At 64.0% G+C, this 20,946-nt stretch carries 21 protein-coding genes; 12 read left to right on the top strand and 9 right to left on the bottom strand.

All coding sequences use genetic code 11. From position 1 onward, the window contains the following. The first annotated feature begins 201 nt into the window (after positions 1-201). The 7 genes from B4M43_RS13910 to B4M43_RS21025 all read left to right on the top strand — a co-directional run bounded on the left by B4M43_RS13910 (position 202) and on the right by B4M43_RS21025 (position 6,940). Positions 202-1,293, top strand: coding sequence for a catalase family protein (locus B4M43_RS13910; RefSeq protein ID WP_296268010.1), 1,092 nt, complete (start codon positions 202-204; stop codon positions 1,291-1,293). A 111-nt stretch (positions 1,294-1,404) separates the two neighbouring features. After that, on the top strand, positions 1,405-1,959 hold the full coding sequence (locus tag B4M43_RS13905) for a type 1 glutamine amidotransferase domain-containing protein (RefSeq protein WP_296268008.1): 555 nt from the start codon (positions 1,405-1,407) through the stop codon (positions 1,957-1,959). Positions 1,960-2,117: 158 nt separating this feature from the next. Continuing rightward, a complete protein-coding gene (locus B4M43_RS13900; protein WP_296268006.1) occupies positions 2,118-2,522 on the top strand; it encodes a response regulator in 405 nt (134 codons plus the stop codon). A gap of 94 nt (positions 2,523-2,616) precedes the next feature. Further along, entirely contained in the window at positions 2,617-3,435 is an 819-nt protein-coding gene (locus tag B4M43_RS13895; protein WP_296268004.1) for an alpha/beta fold hydrolase, read from the top strand. Next, on the top strand, positions 3,422-4,846 hold the full coding sequence (locus tag B4M43_RS13890; protein WP_349681650.1) for a PAS domain-containing sensor histidine kinase: 1,425 nt from the start codon (positions 3,422-3,424) through the stop codon (positions 4,844-4,846). The genes B4M43_RS13895 and B4M43_RS13890 overlap by 14 nt, the downstream gene beginning before the upstream one ends. 230 nt (positions 4,847-5,076) lie before the next feature. Next, positions 5,077-6,285, top strand: coding sequence for a zinc-dependent alcohol dehydrogenase (locus tag B4M43_RS13885; RefSeq protein ID WP_296268002.1), 1,209 nt, complete (start codon positions 5,077-5,079; stop codon positions 6,283-6,285). Further along, positions 6,272-6,940 (top strand): hypothetical protein, encoded by a 669-nt coding sequence (locus B4M43_RS21025; RefSeq protein WP_349681649.1) that lies wholly within the window; start codon positions 6,272-6,274, stop codon positions 6,938-6,940. Before B4M43_RS13885 ends, B4M43_RS21025 begins: the two co-directional genes overlap by 14 nt. 120 nt (positions 6,941-7,060) lie before the next feature. Here B4M43_RS21025 and B4M43_RS13875 read toward each other — a convergent pair whose 3' ends face one another. From B4M43_RS13875 to B4M43_RS13855, 5 genes are all read right to left on the bottom strand, one after another. Continuing rightward, a complete protein-coding gene (locus tag B4M43_RS13875; RefSeq protein WP_296268000.1) occupies positions 7,061-7,594 on the bottom strand; it encodes a DUF4142 domain-containing protein in 534 nt (177 codons plus the stop codon). A gap of 91 nt (positions 7,595-7,685) precedes the next feature. After that, positions 7,686-8,780 (bottom strand): alpha/beta hydrolase, encoded by a 1,095-nt coding sequence (locus B4M43_RS13870; protein WP_296267998.1) that lies wholly within the window; start codon positions 8,778-8,780, stop codon positions 7,686-7,688. Positions 8,781-8,883: 103 nt separating this feature from the next. Next, on the bottom strand, positions 8,884-9,408 hold the full coding sequence (locus B4M43_RS13865) for a hypothetical protein (RefSeq protein WP_296267996.1): 525 nt from the start codon (positions 9,406-9,408) through the stop codon (positions 8,884-8,886). Between the two features lie 165 nt (positions 9,409-9,573). Continuing rightward, positions 9,574-9,738: a hypothetical protein gene (locus B4M43_RS13860; RefSeq protein ID WP_296267993.1), complete on the bottom strand. Its 165-nt coding sequence runs from the start codon at positions 9,736-9,738 to the stop codon at positions 9,574-9,576. 9 nt (positions 9,739-9,747) lie between these two features. Beyond that, on the bottom strand, positions 9,748-9,981 hold the full coding sequence (locus B4M43_RS13855; RefSeq protein ID WP_296267991.1) for a PLD nuclease N-terminal domain-containing protein: 234 nt from the start codon (positions 9,979-9,981) through the stop codon (positions 9,748-9,750). 182 nt (positions 9,982-10,163) lie between these two features. Here B4M43_RS13855 and B4M43_RS13850 point away from each other — a divergent pair, with 182 nt between their 5' ends. Continuing rightward, positions 10,164-10,658 carry a hypothetical protein gene (locus tag B4M43_RS13850; protein WP_296267990.1) on the top strand — a complete coding sequence of 165 codons (495 nt, stop codon included), beginning with the start codon at positions 10,164-10,166 and terminating at the stop codon, positions 10,656-10,658. Positions 10,659-10,665: 7 nt separating this feature from the next. Here B4M43_RS13850 and B4M43_RS13845 read toward each other — a convergent pair whose 3' ends face one another. Next, on the bottom strand, positions 10,666-11,772 hold the full coding sequence (locus B4M43_RS13845; protein ID WP_296267988.1) for a Gfo/Idh/MocA family protein: 1,107 nt from the start codon (positions 11,770-11,772) through the stop codon (positions 10,666-10,668). A gap of 249 nt (positions 11,773-12,021) precedes the next feature. Continuing rightward, positions 12,022-12,915 carry a PA4780 family RIO1-like protein kinase gene (locus B4M43_RS13840; protein WP_296267987.1) on the bottom strand — a complete coding sequence of 298 codons (894 nt, stop codon included), beginning with the start codon at positions 12,913-12,915 and terminating at the stop codon, positions 12,022-12,024. 227 nt (positions 12,916-13,142) lie between these two features. Here B4M43_RS13840 and proP point away from each other — a divergent pair, with 227 nt between their 5' ends. Together proP and B4M43_RS13830 are read left to right on the top strand one after the other, a co-directional pair. Further along, positions 13,143-14,645: a glycine betaine/L-proline transporter ProP gene (gene proP / locus B4M43_RS13835; RefSeq protein WP_296267985.1), complete on the top strand. Its 1,503-nt coding sequence runs from the start codon at positions 13,143-13,145 to the stop codon at positions 14,643-14,645. Between the two features lie 252 nt (positions 14,646-14,897). Next, positions 14,898-15,617: a TorF family putative porin gene (locus B4M43_RS13830; RefSeq protein WP_296268401.1), complete on the top strand. Its 720-nt coding sequence runs from the start codon at positions 14,898-14,900 to the stop codon at positions 15,615-15,617. A gap of 140 nt (positions 15,618-15,757) precedes the next feature. On the opposite strand, the gene mqo is transcribed toward B4M43_RS13830, so the two are convergent. Next, entirely contained in the window at positions 15,758-17,392 is a 1,635-nt protein-coding gene (mqo, locus tag B4M43_RS13825; protein ID WP_414707842.1) for a malate dehydrogenase (quinone), read from the bottom strand. A gap of 306 nt (positions 17,393-17,698) precedes the next feature. On the opposite strand from mqo, the gene B4M43_RS13820 reads away from it, so the two are divergent. Together B4M43_RS13820 and B4M43_RS13815 are read left to right on the top strand one after the other, a co-directional pair. Continuing rightward, positions 17,699-18,919, top strand: coding sequence for a putative DNA modification/repair radical SAM protein (locus B4M43_RS13820; protein WP_296267982.1), 1,221 nt, complete (start codon positions 17,699-17,701; stop codon positions 18,917-18,919). Continuing rightward, positions 18,916-19,749 carry a TIGR03915 family putative DNA repair protein gene (locus B4M43_RS13815; RefSeq protein WP_296267980.1) on the top strand — a complete coding sequence of 278 codons (834 nt, stop codon included), beginning with the start codon at positions 18,916-18,918 and terminating at the stop codon, positions 19,747-19,749. Before B4M43_RS13820 ends, B4M43_RS13815 begins: the two co-directional genes overlap by 4 nt. Before the next feature lie 279 nt (positions 19,750-20,028). On the opposite strand, the gene B4M43_RS13810 is transcribed toward B4M43_RS13815, so the two are convergent. Next, positions 20,029-20,922 carry a polyprenyl synthetase family protein gene (locus tag B4M43_RS13810; RefSeq protein WP_296267978.1) on the bottom strand — a complete coding sequence of 298 codons (894 nt, stop codon included), beginning with the start codon at positions 20,920-20,922 and terminating at the stop codon, positions 20,029-20,031. Positions 20,923-20,946: the final 24 nt, after the last annotated feature.

Raw genomic sequence — 20,946 nt, 5'->3', positions numbered from 1 at the left:
CGGCTGGCAGGCAAGCCAGGCGCTGCCCAATCCCCGGCTTCGCAGGCCGCCAGGCGGCGCGGTTGCAACATCGCTTCCGATGGTCGGCCAGCCAGCGGCAGCCTGGAACTCATGGCCTATGGCCAGAATCTGCTGAACAGTCACCGCAACCCGAGGCGCAGCCAGCGTCCGTGCGCTGAGCATCCAGCCGAGGAGATACCGATGAGCGCCCCTACCCCCCTTGCCGTGCCGCAGGTCTTCGAACTCGACTTCGAACAGATCCCCGACGACGAAGCGCAGACCAGCCAGGAATTGGCCGACACGCTGCGCAGCATCATGCAAACCACCTTCGAGCACCGCGGCCACGCCGACCGCAGCGTGCATGCCAAGGGCCACGGCCTGCTGGAGGGCAAGGTCACCGTCCTGGACAACCTGCCGCCTCACCTGGCCCAGGGCGCGTTCGCCAAACCGGGTACGTTCCAGGCGTACCTGCGCTTTTCGACCAACCCGGGCGACATCCTCGACGACAAAGTTTCCACGCCCCGTGGCTTGGCCCTGAAGATGGTCGGCGTCGAAGGCGCGCGTCTGCCGGGCAGCGAAGGCGACGTCACCCAGGACTTCGTCATGCAGAACGCCAAGGCCTTCACCGCCGCCACCCCCAAGGACTTCCTCAAGACCTTGAAGCTGCTGGCCAAGACCACCGACAAGATGCCGCGCACCAAGCAGGTGATGTCGGCGGTGCTGCGTGGCGTGGAAGCCACACTCGAAGCGGTGGGCGGCGAAAGCGGCACGCTCAAGAGCCTGGGCGGCCATCCGCAAACCCATATCCTGGGTGAAAGCTTCTCCACCGTCGTGCCGGTGCTGTACGGCCCCTACTTCGCCAAGGTGGCGCTGGTGCCGGTAGCGCCGGAGCTGACCGCCCTCACCGACCAGCACGTCGACTTCGATGGCAACCCCGACGGTTTGCGCGCGGCCGTCAGCGCGTTCTTCGGGCAGCACGGCGGCACCTGGGAAGTGCGCGTGCAATTGGCGACCGACCTAGAGCACATGCCGATCGAAGACGCTTCGGTGCAATGGCCAGAAGACCTCAGCCCCTACGTGACCGTCGCGCGCCTCGACGTGGCGGCGCAGCCGACCTGGTCGGACGAAAAAGTGCGTGCGATCGACGACGGCATGGCGTTCAGCCCTTGGCACGGCCTGGCGGCGCACCGCCCGCTCGGCGGAGTCATGCGCTCGCGCAAGCCTTCCTACGAAATGTCGTCGGGCTTCCGGGCGACCCATAACGGCTGCCCGATGCACGAACCGCGCAAATAAATTTAAACCTTCGCTCCATTGCGCGGATCAACCAAAGGCACCGTTTTTGCCCCTGCCTCATCGCAACGCTGAGCATAGGCGGCTTCATGAATACACCCTTTTGGAGACACCATGAGCTCGACACTGACAGGCAAACGCGTACTGATCATCACCTCCGACACCGGCATCGAGCGCGATGAACTGCTCAAGCCGCTCGAAGCCCTGAAGGCCCAAGGCGCTGAAGTGACCCACGCATCGATCGGGGGCGCCGACACGCAGACCTTCCTGCAAGACACCGAGAAGGACCGCGTGGTCAAATCCGACGCCAAGCTGGCCGACGTCAAAGCCGACGACTACCACGCCCTGGTCATCCCCGGCGGCACCGTCAACGCCGACAACCTGCGTCAGGACCAGGACGCCCTGCGTCTGATCAAGGCATTCAGCAGCGCCGGCAAGGTGGTGGCTGCCATCTGCCACGGCCCTTGGGCGCTGATCGATGCCGGTGTGATCGAAGGCAAAACCCTGACCTCGTTCGCCAGCGTCAAGACCGATCTGGTCAACGCCAAGGGCAAGTGGGTCGATGTCGAGGTTCAAACCTGCGACGCCAATGGCTGGCACCTCATCACCTCGCGCACGCCGAAGGACCTGGATGCCTTCAACGGCGCCATCACCAAGGCCCTGGCCTGAGTCGTGACTTGCCCCTTCGGCCTTGCTGAAGGGGCAAACGCAAGGCAGCCGAGGAATTCCTGTGATGCCGTGATGTCACAACGAGATCGGAGGGGTTTTGGTAGGACCATTTTCAGGCCCTGAATACCCTGCAAGTACCCGTACATAGAGCATCCGCAATGATCGAAGCCTCATCGCCGGCCCGCGCACCGCACATCCTCCTGGTGGAGGACGAACGTATGATCCGTGACCTGATCGTATTCGCATTGGAAGACCTGGGCGCGACCGTCAAAGCGGTGGAAACCGCCGACGAAGGCTTTGCCGCACTGGAACTGGCCCCTTGGTCGTTGCTGCTGACAGATGTGCAAACTCCCGGCGAGCTTGACGGCATGCAGCTGGCTTGGCGCGCCCAGGAGCGCTCCCCCGGCCTAGGTCTGGTGGTGATGAGCGGCTACCACGACGGGTTCAACATGCCATTGCCCGAGGGCGCGGTGTTCCTGCCCAAACCGTGGTCGATCGATCAGTTCTACCAAGTGATCGAAGGCCAACTGGCCCGACGTCCCTCGCTGCGCCCCGCAGCCTGACCATTGCGCCGGGCGGCCTGCCCGGTGAACAATTGCCGCCTGTCGGCGCGACTCGCTTCGCGCCTTTTCACTGTCTTGCCTGTTGGAACCCCCCATGGATCTGCAACGTCGTCATAATGTGCACGTTTCTGGCAGCGGCGACGCTACGTTGATCTTCTCCCACGGTTTTGGCTGCGACCAGGCCATGTGGCGTTTTCTGCTACCCCATTTCGCGCAGCGCTACCGCACCGTCAGCTATGACCTGATCGGTGCCGGCGGCTCCGACCTCAGCGCCTACGACCCGCACCGCTACGGTGAGCTGTGGGGCTACGCCGCCGACCTCAACGCCCTGATCGACCGGTTCGCCGAGGGCACGGTGATGCTCGTCGGCCATTCGGTCAGCGCCATGATCGGCGCCCTGGCCGACCGCCTGCACCCGGGTCGGGTCGCGGCCCACGTGATGATCGGCCCTTCGCCCTGCTACATCGACAATGAAGGCTACGTCGGCGGATTCAGCCGTGCCGACATCGAGTCGCTGCTCGACACGCTCGACAGCAACTACCTGGGCTGGTCGAGCACCATGGCCCCGGTGATCATGGGAGCGCCCGGCGAACCCGCGCTGGGCCAGGAGCTGACCAACAGCTTCTGCCGTACCGACCCGGACATCGCGCGCCATTTCGCTCGCGTGACCTTTCTTTCGGACAACCGCGAGGACGTGGCCGGGCTGCCGACGCCGACCCTGATCCTGCAATCGACCGACGACATCATCGCCCCGCAAGCGGTGGGCCACTACTTGCACGGAGTGCTGCCCAACAGTCAGCTGGCCGTCGTGCCCAACATCGGGCACTGCCCGCACATGAGCGCGCCCAGCGCCTGCGCAGCCGCCATGGACGCCTTCCTGGCCAACCGGGTCGGCCATCATGCTGGTCGGTGAACACTGCCTGCCGGACGCCGAGGCGCTGCTCGAGCAAGCCCCTTGTGCGCTGGTGGTCACGGCCGAGGACGGCACCATCCTGCGCCACAACCAGACGTTCGCGCGCTGGCTCGGGTTCGAGCCGCCTGTGGTGTTGGGTAAACGCTTCCAAGACCTGCTGACGGTCGGCGGGCGGATTTTCCACCAGACCCACTGGGCGCCGCTGATGCGCATGCAAGGCTCGGTCGCCGAGGTCAAGCTGGAGATGCGGCATGCCGATGGCCACCTGATCACCATGCTGCTCAACGGCGTGCGCCGCGAAACCCAACACGGCGTGCACTACGAGCTGGCGATGTTCGGCACGGTCGACCGCGACCGCTATGAGCGTGAGCTGCTGGGTGCCCGTAAACGCGCAGAGCAACTGTTGGCCGAGCGCACCGCCGCCGACCTCGCCTTGCAGGAGGCCCGCGCCGAGCTCGCCGAGGCCTATGAACATGCCGAGCGCCGTGCCACCTTGGCCGAGCAGATGGTCGCGGTCGCCAGCCACGACCTGAAGAACCCGCTGACCGCGATCAAGATGGCCACCGGGCTGCTGGCCCGTGGCGGCTGGGCGACTCGCCAGACGCAACTGATCAGCACCATCAGCCAGTCGTGCGACCGGGCCGAGCGCATGATCGCCGACCTGCTGGACCTCGCCTCGGTGCGTTTGGGCCAGGGCATCCACATCCAACAGCAACGGACGGACTTGCAACGCTTGATCGACGACGGCGTCGACGAGTGGCGCATCGCCCTGCCCCATGCGTGCATCCGCCATCTCGCCAAAGGCAAAGGCGCCGCCTGGATCGACCCCGACAGGCTGCATCAGGCTTTGGGCAACCTGGTGGGCAATGCTGCCGCCTACGGCGATCTGCAGCACGGCATCACTCTGACCAGCGACATCTGTGAAGGCTTCGTCACGCTGTGCGTACACAATCATGGCCCGGTGATCCCGGAGCCCCTCGCCCAGCAGCTCTTCGAGCCCATGACCCGTGCCACCGAGCGCAGCGCCGGCGTTCGCTCGGTGGGGCTCGGGCTGTTCATCGTCAAAGAGATCGTTTCGGCCCATGGCGGAGCGATCGGCGTTCATTCCAGCGCGGCGGCAGGGACCACCTTCACCCTGCGCCTGCCCGACGTTTCATCGACCGAACACCACGAGAGCCGCTGCATGAACCCAATCGATCAGCTTGAGCAGAACATCGAGCGCCTAGGCCGCCTGGCCGACGCCCTGGAAACCGTCGCCCCCTGCCCCACCTCACGCCTGCTGTTGGTGACGTGGTTGGCCGAACACTTGCGCAGCGAGGCCGAGGCCGATGCGATCGACCGCTTGCTGCCCAAGCTGCCGGCGCCATTGGTGGCCGATTATCGCGCCTGGATCAGCAAGGGCGGTGCCTAGACCCTTTGTCTATGTCGTCAGGCAGCACACCGCTCGGTTCGACTGGGCGCAAGGTGCCCAGCAGGATCGCCAGCCGATGGCCCGCACTGGCCGTCCGACGCAGCAGCCAACCCGTGCAATCCAACGCCCTCCTGGGACCGCTCGCCTCCTCCACCTGAACTTTGCCCACCGCCAAGGCTTCCTCTGCATTAGACGATTTCGTCTCTACGCCTGAGCAGGAGCTATGCACCATGAGAGCATTGACGTACCACGGGGCAAATGACGTAAAGGTCGACAGCGTTCCCGACCCCGAACTCCAAGAAACGGACGACATCATCCTCAAGGTCACCGCCACGGCCATCTGCGGCTCGGACCTACACCTCTACCGCGGCAAGATCCCCCATACCGAACACGGCGACATCTTCGGCCACGAGTTCATGGGCGAAGTGGTGGAAGTCGGCCGCGACGTGACGGCCGTGCAGCCTGGCGACAACGTGGTGATTCCATTCGTGATCGCCTGCGGCAGCTGTTTCTTCTGTGCGCTGGACCAGTTCGCTGCCTGCGAGACCACCAATACCGGACGTGGCGCGATCCTCAACAAGAAGCAGATCCCACCAGGCGCCGCGCTGTTCGGCTTCAGCCACTTGTATGGCGGCATCCCAGGCGGACAAGCCGAATACGTGCGCGTACCCAAAGGCAATGTCGGCCCGTTCAAAGTGCCTAAAACCTTGCCGAACGACAAAGTCCTGTTCCTTTCCGACATCCTGCCCACTGCCTGGCAGGCGGTTATCAACGCCGGTGTCACCAAGGGCTCCAGCCTCGCCATTTACGGTGCCGGCCCCGTAGGGCTGCTCAGCGCCGCCTGCGCGCGCAAACTCGGCGCCGAACAGATCTTCATGGTCGACGACAACGACTATCGCCTGACCTATGCCAATCGGGCATATGGGGTGATTCCGATCAACTTCGCCGAAGACGACGATCCGGCCCGCACCATCATCGAGCTGACCGAAGGCAAGCGCGGCGTGGCAGCCGTCATCGACGCCGTAGGTTTCGAAGCCAAGGGCAGTACCACCGAAACCATACTGACCACCCTCAAGCTCGAAGGCAGCAGCGGCAAGGTCTTGCGCCAGTGCATCGCGGCCGTGCGCCGGGGCGGTGTGGTGAGCGTGCCAGGCGTGTATGCCGGGTTCATCCACGGCTTCCTGTTCGGCGACGCCTTCGACAAGGGCCTTACCTTCAAGATGGGCCAGACCCACGTGCAGCGCTATCTGCCAGAGTTGCTCGGCTACATCGAGGACGGCAGCCTCAAGCCCGAAGAGATCGTCACGCACACCCTAGCCCTCGAGGAAGCAGAGCTGGGCTATAAACTGTTCGACAAACAAGAAGACAACTGCCGCAAGGTGATCCTGGTTCCAGGCGCCGCCGCAGGTACCATGGGAGATGACTATGTCCACGCCTGAACACGCCAAGTCCGCCATCCCTTCGCTCGACCCGGCCACTGGCATGAAGCTCGGCCAACGTTACCGGGTCGAGCCGACCGAAAGCGGTCACCCTTTCGAGGGTTTCTTCCTCGACGGCAAATACTTCCTCAACGCCGACCTGCTGACGGCCGTAGGCTGGCTCGAAGGCCAGCGCTTCATCTACGACCAGGTCGATGGCAAGGGCGAGCCGGTGTTCGCCGAGCGCCATGCGGGGGACATCGATGATTTAAACCTGACGGTGGTTGACGGCCCGGTACTGGCATTGACACCCATGGACGAGATCGAGACGTCGACGAAGGATGGCTCCGGTGAAGATGAGCCAGATACCGATGCCGATGCTGATACCGATGAGCATGATAAACAGCCGAGCAAGGCCAAAGGAGAGGACACGTCCGATCAGCCCGACGAGACGACCGGAGCGAATGGTTCCGGCGCAGCGGACGAGGACGAAGATGTCGCAGATGAGGACCAGGCAGACACTGACCATGATAAAGCGGACGACGCTCGCGAGTCGGAGAAATCCGGGCCTGGCGCCTGTCCAGTGAGCCAGTCCACGAACCTGCTGGTTGCCGGCTTTGCCGGCCTCATCGCAGGTTTGCTCATCGGTATGTCGTTAGGTCGCCACGACCGATGAGGCTTTCGTCGCCCTCTTGTACGGAGGGCGGCGATTTCTGCACCGAGGGCAGAGGGCTTTGTGAGACCCTCGAAAAAAATCGGCGCCCTAGGGCGCCGATTTTGTCATGCCATCAGTGGATCACGGCTTGGCAGCGTCCTTGTCATGGGCGGCGTCGCCACCATGGGCAGCAGCCAGCTCGCGGGCTTTTACCAGATGCGCCTTCAGCGCGGGCAGGGTTTCGCTTGCGAAGGCTTTCACTTCAGCGTCCTTGCCTTCGTTGATCTCTTCCTGGAACAACTTCACGGTTTCTTCGTGCGCTTTGACCTGATTGTTGGCGTAAGAGCGGTCGAAGGATTCCTCACGAATGTCGAGGATCAGCTTCTTGGCTTTGTCCAACAGCTCGGCGTCGGTCGCAACCTTGATGTTCTTCTGCTGAGCGATGGACTTGAGTTTCTCGTTCGCCTTGGTGTGATCGTCAATCATCATCTGGGCGAAGGTCTTGACGTCGGCCGATTGGCTCTTTTGCAGTGCCAGTTTGCCAGCTTCCACTTCTGCAATGCCCTTGGCAGAAGCTTCGTCAACGAAGTCGGCGGCGCTGGTGGCAGCCAGTGCTGCGTGGCTGGCGAAGGCGAACAGGACACCGCAGATACCGGCTTTGAGTTTGGTGTTCATGCGTAACTCCTTGGGCTTGATTCCATTGAACAGTGAGGTGTTATGGGGTCTGACAAGCGCCCGAAGCGCGGGGTTCAGGATTTTTTGAGCCTTACGGAGCGGTCAGGTCGGCCTTGAGCCGCCGGCCTGCATAGGCCTGGGCTTGCTGGGCTTTTTCCACCACCGCAGCGGCGCCGAAGAACTCATGGGTGACGCCTTCATACACCTTGCGCTCGACGCTGACGCCGGCTTGGTCGAGCGCCTGTTGCAGCTGCGCGCCATCGTCGCGCAGAGGGTCGATCTCGGCATTGATCACAGTGACCGGCGCTAGACCGCGCAGGTTGGCCTTGACCAGGCTGATGCGCGGATCCTGAACGTCCGCCGGCGTGCGGCTGATCTGTTTGACGAACCAAAGCATCATCGGCCGGTTGAGCGGCATGGCGTCGGCATATTTCTCATAGGACGCGGTATGGGTATCGGCCTGGGCAACCGGATAGACCGCGAGGATGTGGCGCGGCGCGGCCAGGCCTGCGTCGCGGGCAGCGACCGCAGTGGCCACGGCCAGGTTGCCGCCCGCACTCTCTCCGGCCAGGGCCAGGCGTTTGGGGTCGCCTTGCAGGGTTTGCGCATGGGTGGTCAGCCACTTGTAGGCGGCCAAGGCATCGTCATGGGCGGCAGGGAATTTGTACTCGGGGGCGCGGCGGTAGTCGATCGAGACCACCACGGCGTCGGCCTGCTTGGCCAGACCCCGTGCGCCGGCGTCATACACGGTGCGGTCGGCGATCACCCAACCCCCGCCGTGGAAATACAGCACCACAGGGTGCGGGCCGGCACCTGCCGGGGTATAGACCGTGGCAGGCAAATTCCCGGCAGCGCCGGGGATGGTCACGTCGCGGCTGGTGACGCCGGGCACCAGTGCCTGTGGATCGGTGCTGCGTTTGTCGTCGGTGAGTACGCCTTTGACAGCGTCCGCCAACGTCGGCTGCTGCCGTGCTTCGGGCGGTGCGGTTTTTTCGATGGCCTTGCCGTCGAGGCTGGCGAGTTTGTTGAGCACGGTCTGCATGTCGGCATCGGCGCGCAGCAGGCTTTTGGTGCCGCTTACGGCCAATTCGGGCACCGAGCGCTTTTGCGGGTCGCGGGCGCAGCCGCCGACGGCGACCGCCAGCCCTAGCAAGGTCGCCGCTGCCAGATAACAGTGTCTTTGCATGGTGCTCTCCTGAACCTGGGCGACGATCTGCGCCCTACTCAAGGTCAGGTCCGCTTTGCAGCTAGCTGTTCAATAAAAAAGCGGCGTGCTGGTGCCAGCGGTATCAGGTGACCTGGATATACACGGCGTAACTGCCCAGCAGCACCCAGAACACCAGGAAGATCCAGGGCGTACGCAGTGAGAACAACAGCGACTTCTTGTGGCCGGCGCGGGACGTCTCGGTTTCGCTGAACAGCGGCGTTTCGTCGTACATCAGGGTCATCATCGGCTGGCTGCGCAGCAGGTGGCTCTGCTTGATCTGCCAGTGGTCGATGATTTTGTACGCGGCGCGAATGCCGGGCCAGGCGTTCAGGGAACTGAGCACGCCCAACAAGGCCAGGAAAGCGGGCACGATCATGGTGAACATCTTGCCCCACTCCGGGTTGAGGTTGCCCATGGCGGAGACGAAGGCGATCACCAGAAACGACTGCGCCGCCAGGTAGGCGTCGGTGCGGTTGGCGAGGATGCTGGTCTCGTACTGGATTTCGCTGCGGTAGAAGTCCAGGCGTTCCTTGAGGGTGCCGAAAACATGGGTGTTACGCGCCTCTATCTCGTCTTCGGGAGTAGAGGGCGTGATGATCAGTGACACGGTCGAGCTCCTGCAGGATATGCCTGCCTAGAGGGGCGCTTGCGTCCATCGCAGGCGCCAAGAATGCTAGTAGAACAGCGCGCTTTGGAAAGATTCATTAGGGTCGTCCGAAGCGCACGCGGCATCGCGCACGCCGGACGACCCGCAATGCCGCATGGATGCCTTTCAATCAGGGCGCGTCTTGCCCTGTTCACGACCTGTCTGCTGCGCCGTGGATTCGTCCTGGCCCTCTTGGGTCGCATCGGGACGATGGGCGTCGTTGTCGCGCTCCTGCTCGCCCTTGGAAGGGCCGGCGGGCGGGCGGGTATCGGGCAGTTTGCTGTCGTTCATGGAAACTCCTTAGCCTTTGCTGTGGTTGGGGGAGGAAGGGCCGGTACCGGGTTTGATGCCCCGCGGACCTGCAACACCCCAGATCACCATGCCGAGGATCGGGAGCAGCACCACCAGTAAAGCCCAGAACAGTTTGGTGCCCGGCGACTTCTCGCTACGGAATACGCTGACGATGATCCACAGGTCCACCAACAGCACGATCACCACGCTGCCGATCCAGAAATACGTATTGAGCTCATACATGTCGCATGTCCTCCCAGACGCTCGTTGCCAAGGCGGTTCACACCGCCGCTTTTATAGGGGAAGGCCGTCGGCAGCACAAAGTTCAGCCTCAGTGGCACCTCCGGGACGAGCGGAGTGTCGAAGCCGCTTCGATGCCCAAGGCATCGCTGAATTCGCCCCACAACGCCCCCGAGTCTGCCGCCATGAGCCGAACCCCTTTGTCGATGCCTACCTCCTACGATTTTCGCCCCCACCCCCCAACCCGTCGCTGGCGACCTCTGGCACTGATCGGCGGGGTCGTTGCGCTGGCGATGCTTGCAGGCAGTGCGGGCCATGCCTGGTTGGGCACGACCACTGCGGTCAGCGGCGATGAACGGGTGCGGGTCGACTATGCCCGCGTCGTGCGCAGCGGCGCGCAACAGACGCTACATGTCAGCGTCCGCGGCGAGTCCGGCAAGGTGGTCAAACTGATTCTGTCCGGCCCCCTGCTGCGCGAGTCGACTGTGGAAGGCGTCGAGCCCGTGCCGCAGGCTAGCCTCGGTGAAGGCAAGGCACTGCTGCTGCACTTGCCGGACACCGGCAGCGAACCGCGCCGCATCGTGGTGACGCTGCGCAGCCAAGCGGTAGGCCAGTTGAGCGGTACGCTACGCGCAGGGCCGGGTAGCGTGGTGCGCTTGAACACCTACCGCTACCCTTGAGCGCTGCTTACTCGGTGGGCGACTCGGTGTTGATGTAGTCCGGGTGCTCGCCCAGCGAGAAGGTGCGGCGCTGCTCGCGGCGGGCATGGGGACGGGCGGCCAGCGCTTCCAGCGTCTGTGGTTGGCCGGTCTCCAGCGCACGCTTGATCGCCATGATCACGCGCACGTCGCGCCACCCTTCGTCACCGTTGGCCTCGGGGTCTTGCCCCTGGAGGATGCAGTCGGAGAAATAGGCCGTCTCGCCGGCGAACTGGTCCACTACCGGGCTGACATGGACACGGTTGTCGCCCTCCACTTCGGCGTGGTATTTGATCGCCACCCCTTCCCCGTAACCGAAGCACGGCGAGGCGTCGATCACGCCCTTGCTGCCCAGCAGCAGGAAGTGCTCGGCATCGGGCAGGGTGTAGCTGACGGTGAATTGCGCCAGGCGCTCTTCAGGGAAGCGCAGGTTGACGGTCACGGTGTCCCAGGTGCTGATCTCGCTGCCCGGCGACTTGACGCCAATGGCCGAGACCTCGATGGGCTCGGCATTGAACAGCTGGCGCACCATGTTCAGCGGGTACGGCCCCATGTCCAGTACCGGGCCGGCTGCGAAGCCGTCCTGGGCGCGGTGGTTGCTGGGTTTGACCGTCTGCGTGAAGGTCGAAGTGAACAGCCGGGGGTCGCCGAAGTCGCCGCCTTGCACGCGCTCGATCATGTCCACCGTACCCGGCTCGCTGTGCAGGCGGTAGGCGATCATCAACTTGGCCTTGGACTTGCGTTCGGCCTCGAGAATCTTCTGGCAATCCTCCTCGGTGCTGGCCATGGGCTTTTCCAGCAGGACGTGGATGCCCTTCTCCAGCGCAGGCACGACGAACTCGACGTGGCGGAAGTTGGGGGTGGCGACGTACACGGCGTCCACTTCGCCCGAATCGAGCAGCTCGGCGTACTGTTCGTAGGAATAGGATTTGGCGCTGTACAGCTCGGCCAACTGGTCGGCCTTGACCGGATCGCCGGTGACGATGGCGGTGATCACCGAGTTGTCGGTCTGGCCGACGCCGGGCATGAACGCGCCTTGAGAAATGGCGCCTGCGCCGACGACGCCGTAGCGAATCTTGCGGTCTGGGTTAGGCATTGCATGCTCCTCGTTCGCGATCGATGTGTGAAATGCACGAGGAGTGGGCAGCCAGCGGCTGCCTGGGGTTCCATCTTTTTCACGGCAGTGGCCACGCGCAGGCTCTAGCGCGAGCGTTGGGAGGCTGGGCAGAAGCGTCGCCTGCACGAGGACAAGACCGAGCCAGCAGGCGGATCGAAGCGGCGCGATGAGCAGAGACGCGACGGGCGGACGACTATCGACCTGCCCTGCCCGCGCGCGCCGTCAAACCTACTGCAACCAGGGCGGCGGGGGCTCTTCTCCCTTGTCCGGGCCGCGTTCGGCCTCTTCCCGGGCGGCGCGGCGGCGGGCCTCGTCCGCGCGGGCGGCGTCGATCTCGCGCAGCACGCCATGCACATCGGCATCGTGCTCGTCGTCGGCGAACTCGCCGGTCAATGGCGAATCGGGCTGCAATTCGCCCGCCTGGTACAGCGCCCACATCTCGCGGGCATAGCGCGTGCGCTTGAGCTCCGGCGCGAACTGGCCGAAATAGCTGCTCATGTTCGCTACGTCGCGCTCGAGCATGTCCAGGGCATGGTTGTTCGCGGCGGCATCCACTGCTTGCGGCAGGTCGATGATCACCGGGCCGTCCGGCCCCAGCAGCACGTTGAATTCCGACAGGTCGCCATGCACCAGCCCGGCGCAGAGCATCAGCACGATCTGGCGGATGACGAACGCGTGGTACTCGCGCGCCTGCTCGGCCTCGAGGTGCACATCGTTCAGGCGCGGCGCGGCGTTGCCATCGGCATCGACCACCAGCTCCATGAGCAACACGCCGTCGAGGAAGTCGTAGGGCTTGGGTACGCGCACGCCCGCCCCGGCCAGGCGGAACAGCGCCGCCACTTCGGCGTTCTGCCAGGCCTGCTCGGTTTCCTTGCGGCCGTACTTGGAGCCGTTGCTCATGGCCCGCGCCTGGCGGCTGTTACGCACCTTGCGCCCTTCCTGGTACTGCGCGGCCTGGCGGAAGCTGCGTTTGTTGGCTTCCTTGTAGACTTTGGCGCAGCGCACCTGTTGGCCGCAGCGCACGACATACACCGCCGCTTCCTTGCCGCTCATCAACGGGCGCAGCACCTCGTCGACCAGGCCGTCTTCGATCAGGGGTTCGATTCTTTTTGGCGTCTTCATCAGCTCGGGTCTGGGTCCTGTCCGGTCGGCCATGTGGGTATGGGCGGTCATCCTCTCATAGCGTGAAAGAACTTGCTCGGGTAAGGCGCCAAAGGCCGCCGCCATTGAAAAAATATGCGGTTCAAGGCTGAATTATTTAGTGTCCATTTGTATCTCACCCCTGAGACCGGGCCCGCCATTAAACGTATTGGCTCGGTCGTGCCGGCACGTGAAAGGAAAACAGCAGAATGAAATTACGCAAGAAAAAAGTCCGCCCGATCGGGCTCAAGGACATCACCATCGTCGACGACGTGAAGATGCGCAAAGCCATCTCCGCCGCTGCGCTGGGCAACGCAATGGAATGGTTCGACTTCGGTGTGTACGGCTTCGTCGCCTTCGTTCTGGGCAAGGTGTTCTTTCCGGGTGCAGACCCCAGCGTGCAGATGATCGCCGCATTGGCGACCTTCTCCGTGCCCTTCCTCATTCGCCCGTTGGGCGGCCTGGTGTTCGGCGCCATTGGTGACCGCATCGGACGCCAGAAAGTGCTCGCCGCCACCATCATCATCATGTCGCTGAGTACCTTCGCCATCGGCGTCATACCCTCGTATGCGGCCATCGGCATCTGGGCCCCGATCCTGCTGCTGCTGGCCAAGATGGCCCAAGGCTTCTCGGTCGGTGGCGAGTACACCGGCGCCTCGATCTTCGTCGCCGAATACGCGCCGGACCGCCGTCGTGGTTTCCTCGGCAGCTGGCTGGACTTCGGTTCAATCGCAGGCTTCGTACTGGGCGCAGGCCTGGTCGTGCTGATCCAGAGCATGATCACCGAAGCGCAATTCGAATCCTGGGGCTGGCGCATCCCGTTCCTGCTGGCGCTGCCGCTGGGCATCATCGGCCTGTACCTGCGCCATGCCGCCGAAGAGACCCCGGCCTTCCAGCAGCACGTAGACAGCCTCGAGCAAGGCGACCGCGACGGCCTGGCCTCCGGCCCGAAAGTCTCGTTCAAGGAAATCGCCACCAAGCACTGGCGCAGCCTGCTGACCTGCGTGGGCGTGGTCATCGCGACCAACGTCACGTACTACATGCTGCTCACCTACATGCCTAGCTACCTCACGCACAACCTGCACTACACCGAAAGCAGCGGGGTCATGATCATCATCGCGATCATGGTCGGCATGCTCTTCGTGCAGCCGGTGATCGGGTTCCTCAGCGACAAATGGGGCCGCCGCCCGTTCATTCTGGTCGGCAGCATCGGCCTGTTCGCATTGGCGATTCCGGCGTTCACGCTGATCACCAGCGGCGACTCCGGCATGATCTTCGGCGGTTTGCTGATGCTGGCGATCCTGCTGAACTTCTTCATCGGCGTCATGGCCTCGACCCTGCCGGCGATGTTCCCGACGCACATTCGCTACAGTGCCCTGGCCAGCGCCTTTAACATTTCGGTGCTGATCGCCGGTATCACCCCGACGCTGGCCGCCTGGCTGGTGGAAAGCACCAACAACCTGTACATGCCGGCCTACTACCTGATGGTCATCGCGGTGATCGGCTTCGTCACCGCCGTCACCATGAAGGAAACCGCCAACAAGCCGCTGCGCGGCGCGGCGCCTTCGGCTTCGAACATCGAAGAAGCGCGTGAGCTGCTCGAAGAGCACCACGACACCATCGAGCAGAAGATCGAAGACATCGACACGCAGATCGCCGAACTGGAAGCCAAGCGCGCCAGCCTGGCCCAGCAGCATCCGCGGATCGACTGACCTGCTGCACCCTGCCCGGGCCGCCTTGTGCGGCCCGCGCCTTTCCTGCCTTACCCGCTGCCGCCAGCGCTTCGCTCGACCCCGCCATACACCCTGCCTGCGATGCGACCCTCACGTCACTGCCTACCGTATGCAACACCGAACAGCATCTGCAGCATCGCTCTAGCCTGCCGCTCGCCGGTCAGTTTTGCCCTGGCTGGCTACGGCAGGTATCCTGATCCACTCGCGCAAAGGACCCCCTTGACGATGACCTTGAACAGGCCTTTCTGGCTGCTCACCGCAGTCGTGCTGCTGAGCCCGGCGACCCAGGCCCAGCAGATCAAGCGAGAGCTCGGCGATTTCGATTTCACCCTGGCCACCACCCCCTCGCGCACCATGGCCGAAGGCTTGATCTCGCCCGCCGCAGTCGGCTCGTTCCACGGCGGTGTGGACCTCAGCCACCCCAATGGCGTGTATTTCGGCCAGTACGCCCCGAGCATGGGCCTGACCAAGACCTCGACCCTGAAGCTGGACAACTACGCCGGTTACAAGCAGGAATTCACCGACAGCCTCGGCTACGAAGTGGGCGTGATCCACTACACCCAGCCCAACCAGCCCGAAGCCAACAGCTACGCGCTATACGGCGGTCTGTCGCTGTTAGGCAGCCGTTTCGGCGGCGCCTTCAACGACTCGCCCGACAACCGTACCGGTACGCTGTTCGCCAACCTCGGGCGACTACCCCTGCTCGACGCCGACTTCACCCTGAAGGTCGCCCACCATCAGCTCGGTACGCCGTTCACCATCGGCGAGGGCGGACAGGTCGACAGCTTCAACGACTGGTCGCTGAAGTTCTCACGCCCCTGGCGCGGGGTGGACCTGGATCTGGAGTACAGCAATTCGAGCCTGACCGGGAGCGGTTGCGATGCGTATTCGGGGATCAACAGCACCTGCGACAGCATGGTGACGTTACGCGCGCAGCGGCGGTTTTTCTGAGCCGTTTAGTTGAGCTGTAATGGACCCCTTGTGGCCCACCACGACCGATGGGAACGACCCATCGACCGCTGCCACGGAGGTGTCGGCAAGGCACAAAAAAACCCGGCGCACCAGGCGACCGGGTTTTTGTTTCAACGCGTTTACAGATTCAAATCGGCATCCTTGTCGACATTGTCCTGCCCCAGCGGATCGATGTGCTCGGGGTTGGCCGGGTCCTGACGCTTGTCGATCTGCGGCGGCGGCGTCAGCTCGAGGATCTTGCTGGTGTACTCCCACTCCTCCTGCACCTTGACCGGGTCGTCGTTCAAATGCGTGCCATAGGACGGCACGATCTGCTTGACCTTGTCCTGCCAGGCCGGGGTCGCCAGCTTGTCCTTGAACACTTTCTGCAGCAGGTCGAGCATGATCGGCGGTGCGGTCGAGGCACCCGGCGAGGCGCCGAGCAGGCCGGCGATGCTGCCGTCCTTGGACGTCACCACTTCGGTACCCAGCTTGAGCACGCCGCCCTGTTCTTCGTCCTTCTTGATGATCTGCACGCGCTGGCCGGCTTGCCACAGGCGCCAGTCTTCCTTCTTGGCGTGGGGGAAGTAGGTCTGCAGCGCTTCGAAGCGGTCGTCGTCCGACTGCATGACCTGACCGACCAGGTACTTGACCAGGTCGAACTCACGCGCGCCCACCCGCACCATCGGCCAGGTGTTGTGCAGGGTCATGCTGCCGAACAGGTCGAGCAGCGAGCCTTCCTTGAGGAACTTGGTGGAGAAGGTGGCGAACGGCCCGAACAGGATCACGCGCTTGCCGTCCAGCACGCGGGTGTCCAGGTGCGGCACCGACATGGGCGGTGCGCCGGTGGAGGCGATGCCGTAGGCCTTGGCCATGTGGCGCATGGCGACGTCCTGGTTCTCGGTGACCAGGAACGAGCCGCCGACCGGGAAGCCTGCGTATTCCTTGGCTTCGGGAATGCCGGATTTCTGCAGCAGGGTCAGCGCTTTGCCGCCCGCGCCGATGAACAGGAACTTGGCGTTGGTGGCGCCTTTGCTGCCGTCCTTGAGGTTCTTGTACTCGACGTGCCAGGTGCCGTCGTCGTTGCGGCTGATGTCCTGCACTTCGGTGGACACCTTGACATCGATGTTCGGCCGGCTTTGCAGATAGCTCACGTACTGGCGGGTGATCTCGCCGAAGTTGACGTCGGTGCCGATGGGCGTCCAGGTCACGGCGAGCTTCTGGCTCGGGTCGCGCCCTTCCATCATCAGCGGGACCCACTTGGCGATCTGCGCGTGGTCTTCTGAGTACTGCATCGGGCGGAACAGGGGGCTGGCCTGCAATGCTTCATAGCGCTTCTTGAGGAAGCGAATGTTGTCGTCGCCCCAGACGAAGCTCATGTGCGGCGTGGAATTGATGAACGAGCGCGGGTTCTTCAACACGCCCTGCTTGACCTGCCAGGCCAGGAACTGACGGGTGATCTGGAACGATTCGTTGATCTCCACCGCTTTGGTGATGTCGATCTTGCCGTTCTTTTCCGGCGTGTAGTTCAGCTCGGCCAGGGCCGAGTGGCCGGTGCCGGCGTTGTTCCAGCCGTTGGAGCTTTCTTCGGCGACCTTGTCCAGGCGCTCGACCATCTCCATCGACCACTCCGGCTCCAGCTCGTTGAGCCAGACCGCCAGGGTGGAGCTCATGATGCCGCCGCCCACCAGCATGACGTCCACCTGCTTGGTTTCGGCCGCCTGCGCGTTGCCCAGCGCTACCGCCACCGCCAGGCCCGTCAGTGCCTTGTGCATCGTTTTCCTGCCCTTCATACGTTCTCCCTCGGGGTCGAAAACGCCCCGATTGCTTTGATATACCCCAGTCACTAGGCCACCGGCCTTCCAGACCGGTGGCGAGTACGCCGCGTCGCTTCGCGCAACGGGCTGCACACGGGGGCGAATACGCCCACCCGCCTGCGGCGTGTGCTGTTGAAAGCCTCACCCCGTAGGAGTTCCGCAACCTGCCTAGCATAGGGCAAATCTGCCACTATCCGACCACCTGCACTTGCAAGCGGCGTTATCCGATAATACTGTATGAATATTCAGTGCCAGGTGTACGCCATGCAATTGATCGCCAAGTTGGGCATCCTTGCCGATGCCGCCAAATACGATGCTTCCTGCGCCAGCAGCGGCGCGCCCAAGCGCAGCTCCAAGGGGCGTGACGGCCTTGGCGCGACCAACGGCATGGGCATCTGTCACAGCTACACGCCCGACGGTCGCTGCGTGTCGCTGCTCAAGATCCTGCTCACCAACTTCTGCCTGTACGACTGCCAGTACTGCGTCAACCGCCGTTCCAGCAACGTGCCGCGCGCGCGTTTCAGCCCCGAAGAAGTAGTGCGCCTGACCCTGGACTTCTACCGCCGTAATTGCATCAGCGGGCTGTTCCTGAGCTCGGGCATCATCCGCTCGGCCGACTACACCATGGAACAGTTGATCCGCGTGGCGAAGCTGCTGCGCGAAGAACACAACTTCCGCGGCTACATCCACCTCAAGACCATCCCCGATGCCGACCCGCTGCTGATCGCCGAAGCCGGGCGCCTGGCCGACCGCCTCAGCGTCAACATCGAACTGCCGACCGATGAAAGCCTGCAACGCCTGGCGCCGGAAAAGAACGGCGGCACCATCCGCCAGGCCATGGCCGTCATCCATCAGGAACAGCTGGCGGTGGCCGACGAACCCAGGGCGCCGCGGTTCACGCCTGCCGGGCAGAGCACCCAGGTAATCGTCGGCGCCGACGCCACCGACGACAGCACCTTGCTGCGCAACGCCGAGTCGCTGTACCAAGGCTATGGGCTCAAGCGCGTCTATTATTCGGCCTTCAGCCCCATTCCCGACAGCCCGGACAGCGTGCCGTTGGCCGCCCCGCCGCTGCTGCGCGAGCACCGGCTGTACCAGGCCGACTTCCTCCTGCGCGGTTATGGCTACAACGCCGGCGAGCTGTTCGAAAAGTCGTCGAACCTGGCGCTGGACATCGATCCCAAACTGGCCTGGGCCCTGGCCAATCGCGAGCAGTTCCCGATGGACGTCAACCGCGCCGAGCCGGCGTTGCTGGCGCGCATTCCAGGCATCGGCTTGCGCAGCGTGCAGCGGCTGGTGGCGCTGCGCCGCGAGCGGCGCATTCGCTACGACGACCTCATCCAATTGCGCTGCGTGCTGGACAAGGCGCGGCCATTCATCATCACCAGCGACTATCGCCCGTCCAACGGCGACCTGCGCAGCGGCCTGTTGCGCGAACGCCTGCGCGAGCCGCAGGCGCCGGTGCAGATGGGCCTGTGGGGATGATCGCGCTCGACTGCGACGATCTGTTCGGTGTGTGGCGCAAGCAGGCGCGGGTGTTGCTTAGCCACGGTATCGACCCCTCCCAGGTGACCTGGAACCAGGGCCCTATGGACGACCTGCTGGCGCAGCCGTTGCCGTTGCCCGAAGGCGCTGGGCCGTTCCGCGCCACGGTACCGGCGGCACTGCTGGAACAGCTACAACAGGCTGCACGCTATCAGGGCGAACAGCGCTGGAACCTGCTGTATGAGGTGCTGTGGCGCGTGGCCCACGGCGACCGGACGGCAATGATGGCGGGCGATCGTTTGGGCAGCGAGCTGCAGCGGCGCATCAAGCAGGTCAGCCGCGAGGCGCACCACTTGCACGCGTTCGTGCGCTTCGTGCCTTTGCCAGGGCCCTTGGCCGAGCGGCTGCAACTGGACCTGGTGGCCTGGCATGTGCCGGCCCACGACATTCTGGAAAGCGCCAGCGGGCATTTCGCCGAGCGGCTGGGGCGCCAGCGCTGGCTGATCGCGACCGACCGGGACGGGGTGCTGTACGACGGCGCGAAGATGGACTACCGGCGCCATTGTCCGGCCGAATGGCAACAGTGGGCGCAGCATGCCGACGACCCCGGTGCGGAACTGTGGCGCACCTATTACCGGCACATCTTCAACCCGGCCCGCCTCAACCCCGAAGTGCTGCGCCAGCACATGCCGGGGCGCTTCTGGCGCCACTTGCCCGAGGGCATGCTGATTCCGCAATTGGTTGGCCAGGCGCGGCACGGCAAGCAGCGCGACGGGCAGGCGCCGGAGGTGGCGCAGCAAGCCGGCAAGCAGATTCAGAAAAAGGGCTGATGCCAGCCCGTGTGGAGGCACTGTTTCCGCTCGAGCCTTTACCCAACATTTTTGGTCAAGAGCCATCGCGGCTAATCGGAACGCCGAGCCGGCCGCTCCTACAGGGTTGTAGCCGCTTGGAAGACTGTGCTGCGACCAGGGAAGTCTAGGTGAACTCTGTGGGAGCGGCCGGTCCGGCGCTCCGATTAGCTGCGATGGGCGTTTCCGCAGGGATGTGGGCGCCTTGAAGGGCTCACTGCAACCATGAGTCTGCGTGTGAATCGTAGGAGTCTTGCGCCTTCAGGCGAACAACCGCTCCAACATCACGCTGAGGGTCCGTTCCCTCAACATCGCCTGGTCCAAGTACCCCTGCGCCGCTGCGACATGGGTTTGCAGGCGACGGCGCACCTGGCTTTCTCCACACAGCGCCACCAGCGTCGACTTGCCATCGTCCTTGCCCTGATCCTTGCCGCTCGAAGGGTCGCGGTCACGCAAGTCGTCACGCAGCTGGAAAGCCTGGCCCAGCTCCAGTGCGAAATTCTGCAAGGGTGCGCGCACGCTCGGCGTGGCGTCGCCCAGATCGCAGGCCATGTCCATGATCGCCGAGAACAGCACACCGGTCTTGAGCTGATTGGTCTGGGCGATTTGCGCAGCGGTACGCGCTTTTCCGCCATCGCGCAGATCCTGCAACTGACCTTTGACCAGGCCCTGCACCCCGATGGCCTGGGACAGCGTAGTGACCAGACGGTTGCGCACCTCGGGCCGCACATCCTCGATGGCCGCCATGAGGCCGAAGGCATGGCTGAGCAGCGCAATGGCGCTCAGCACGGCCACGTCTTCGCCAAAGGCCAGATGCAGGGTGGCGCGGCCACGGCGCAGCGCGGCGTTGTCCATGCACGGCAAATCGTCGAGCACCAGGGAAGCGGCATGCACCAGTTCCACCGCGCAGGCCACGTCCATGGCGGCCGCGCGCGAGGCGCCAAGGCCTTCGGCGGTCAGGACCAGAAGCATCGGGCGCAGGCGTTTGCCCGGTGCCAGGCTGCACTCGCGCATCGCGGCGGCGACCAGGTCACGGGCGTTGCCAGGTGCAGGCAAGACGGCGTCGAGACGGGCCTCGAACGCTTCACGCAACGGCTCTAGGGAGTGCGCAAGCCCGCACTCGGCGGTCAGCGGCGTGGTTGCTGTGGTCGTCATCCTGGCCTCTTCATTGTTGTGCGG

Source organism: Pseudomonas sp. UBA6562, from assembly GCF_002434265.1.
Lineage (GTDB): Bacteria > Pseudomonadota > Gammaproteobacteria > Pseudomonadales > Pseudomonadaceae > Aquipseudomonas.
Note: the sequence above shows the minus strand (reverse complement) of the source record. Positions and strands in the feature narration are given on the sequence as shown.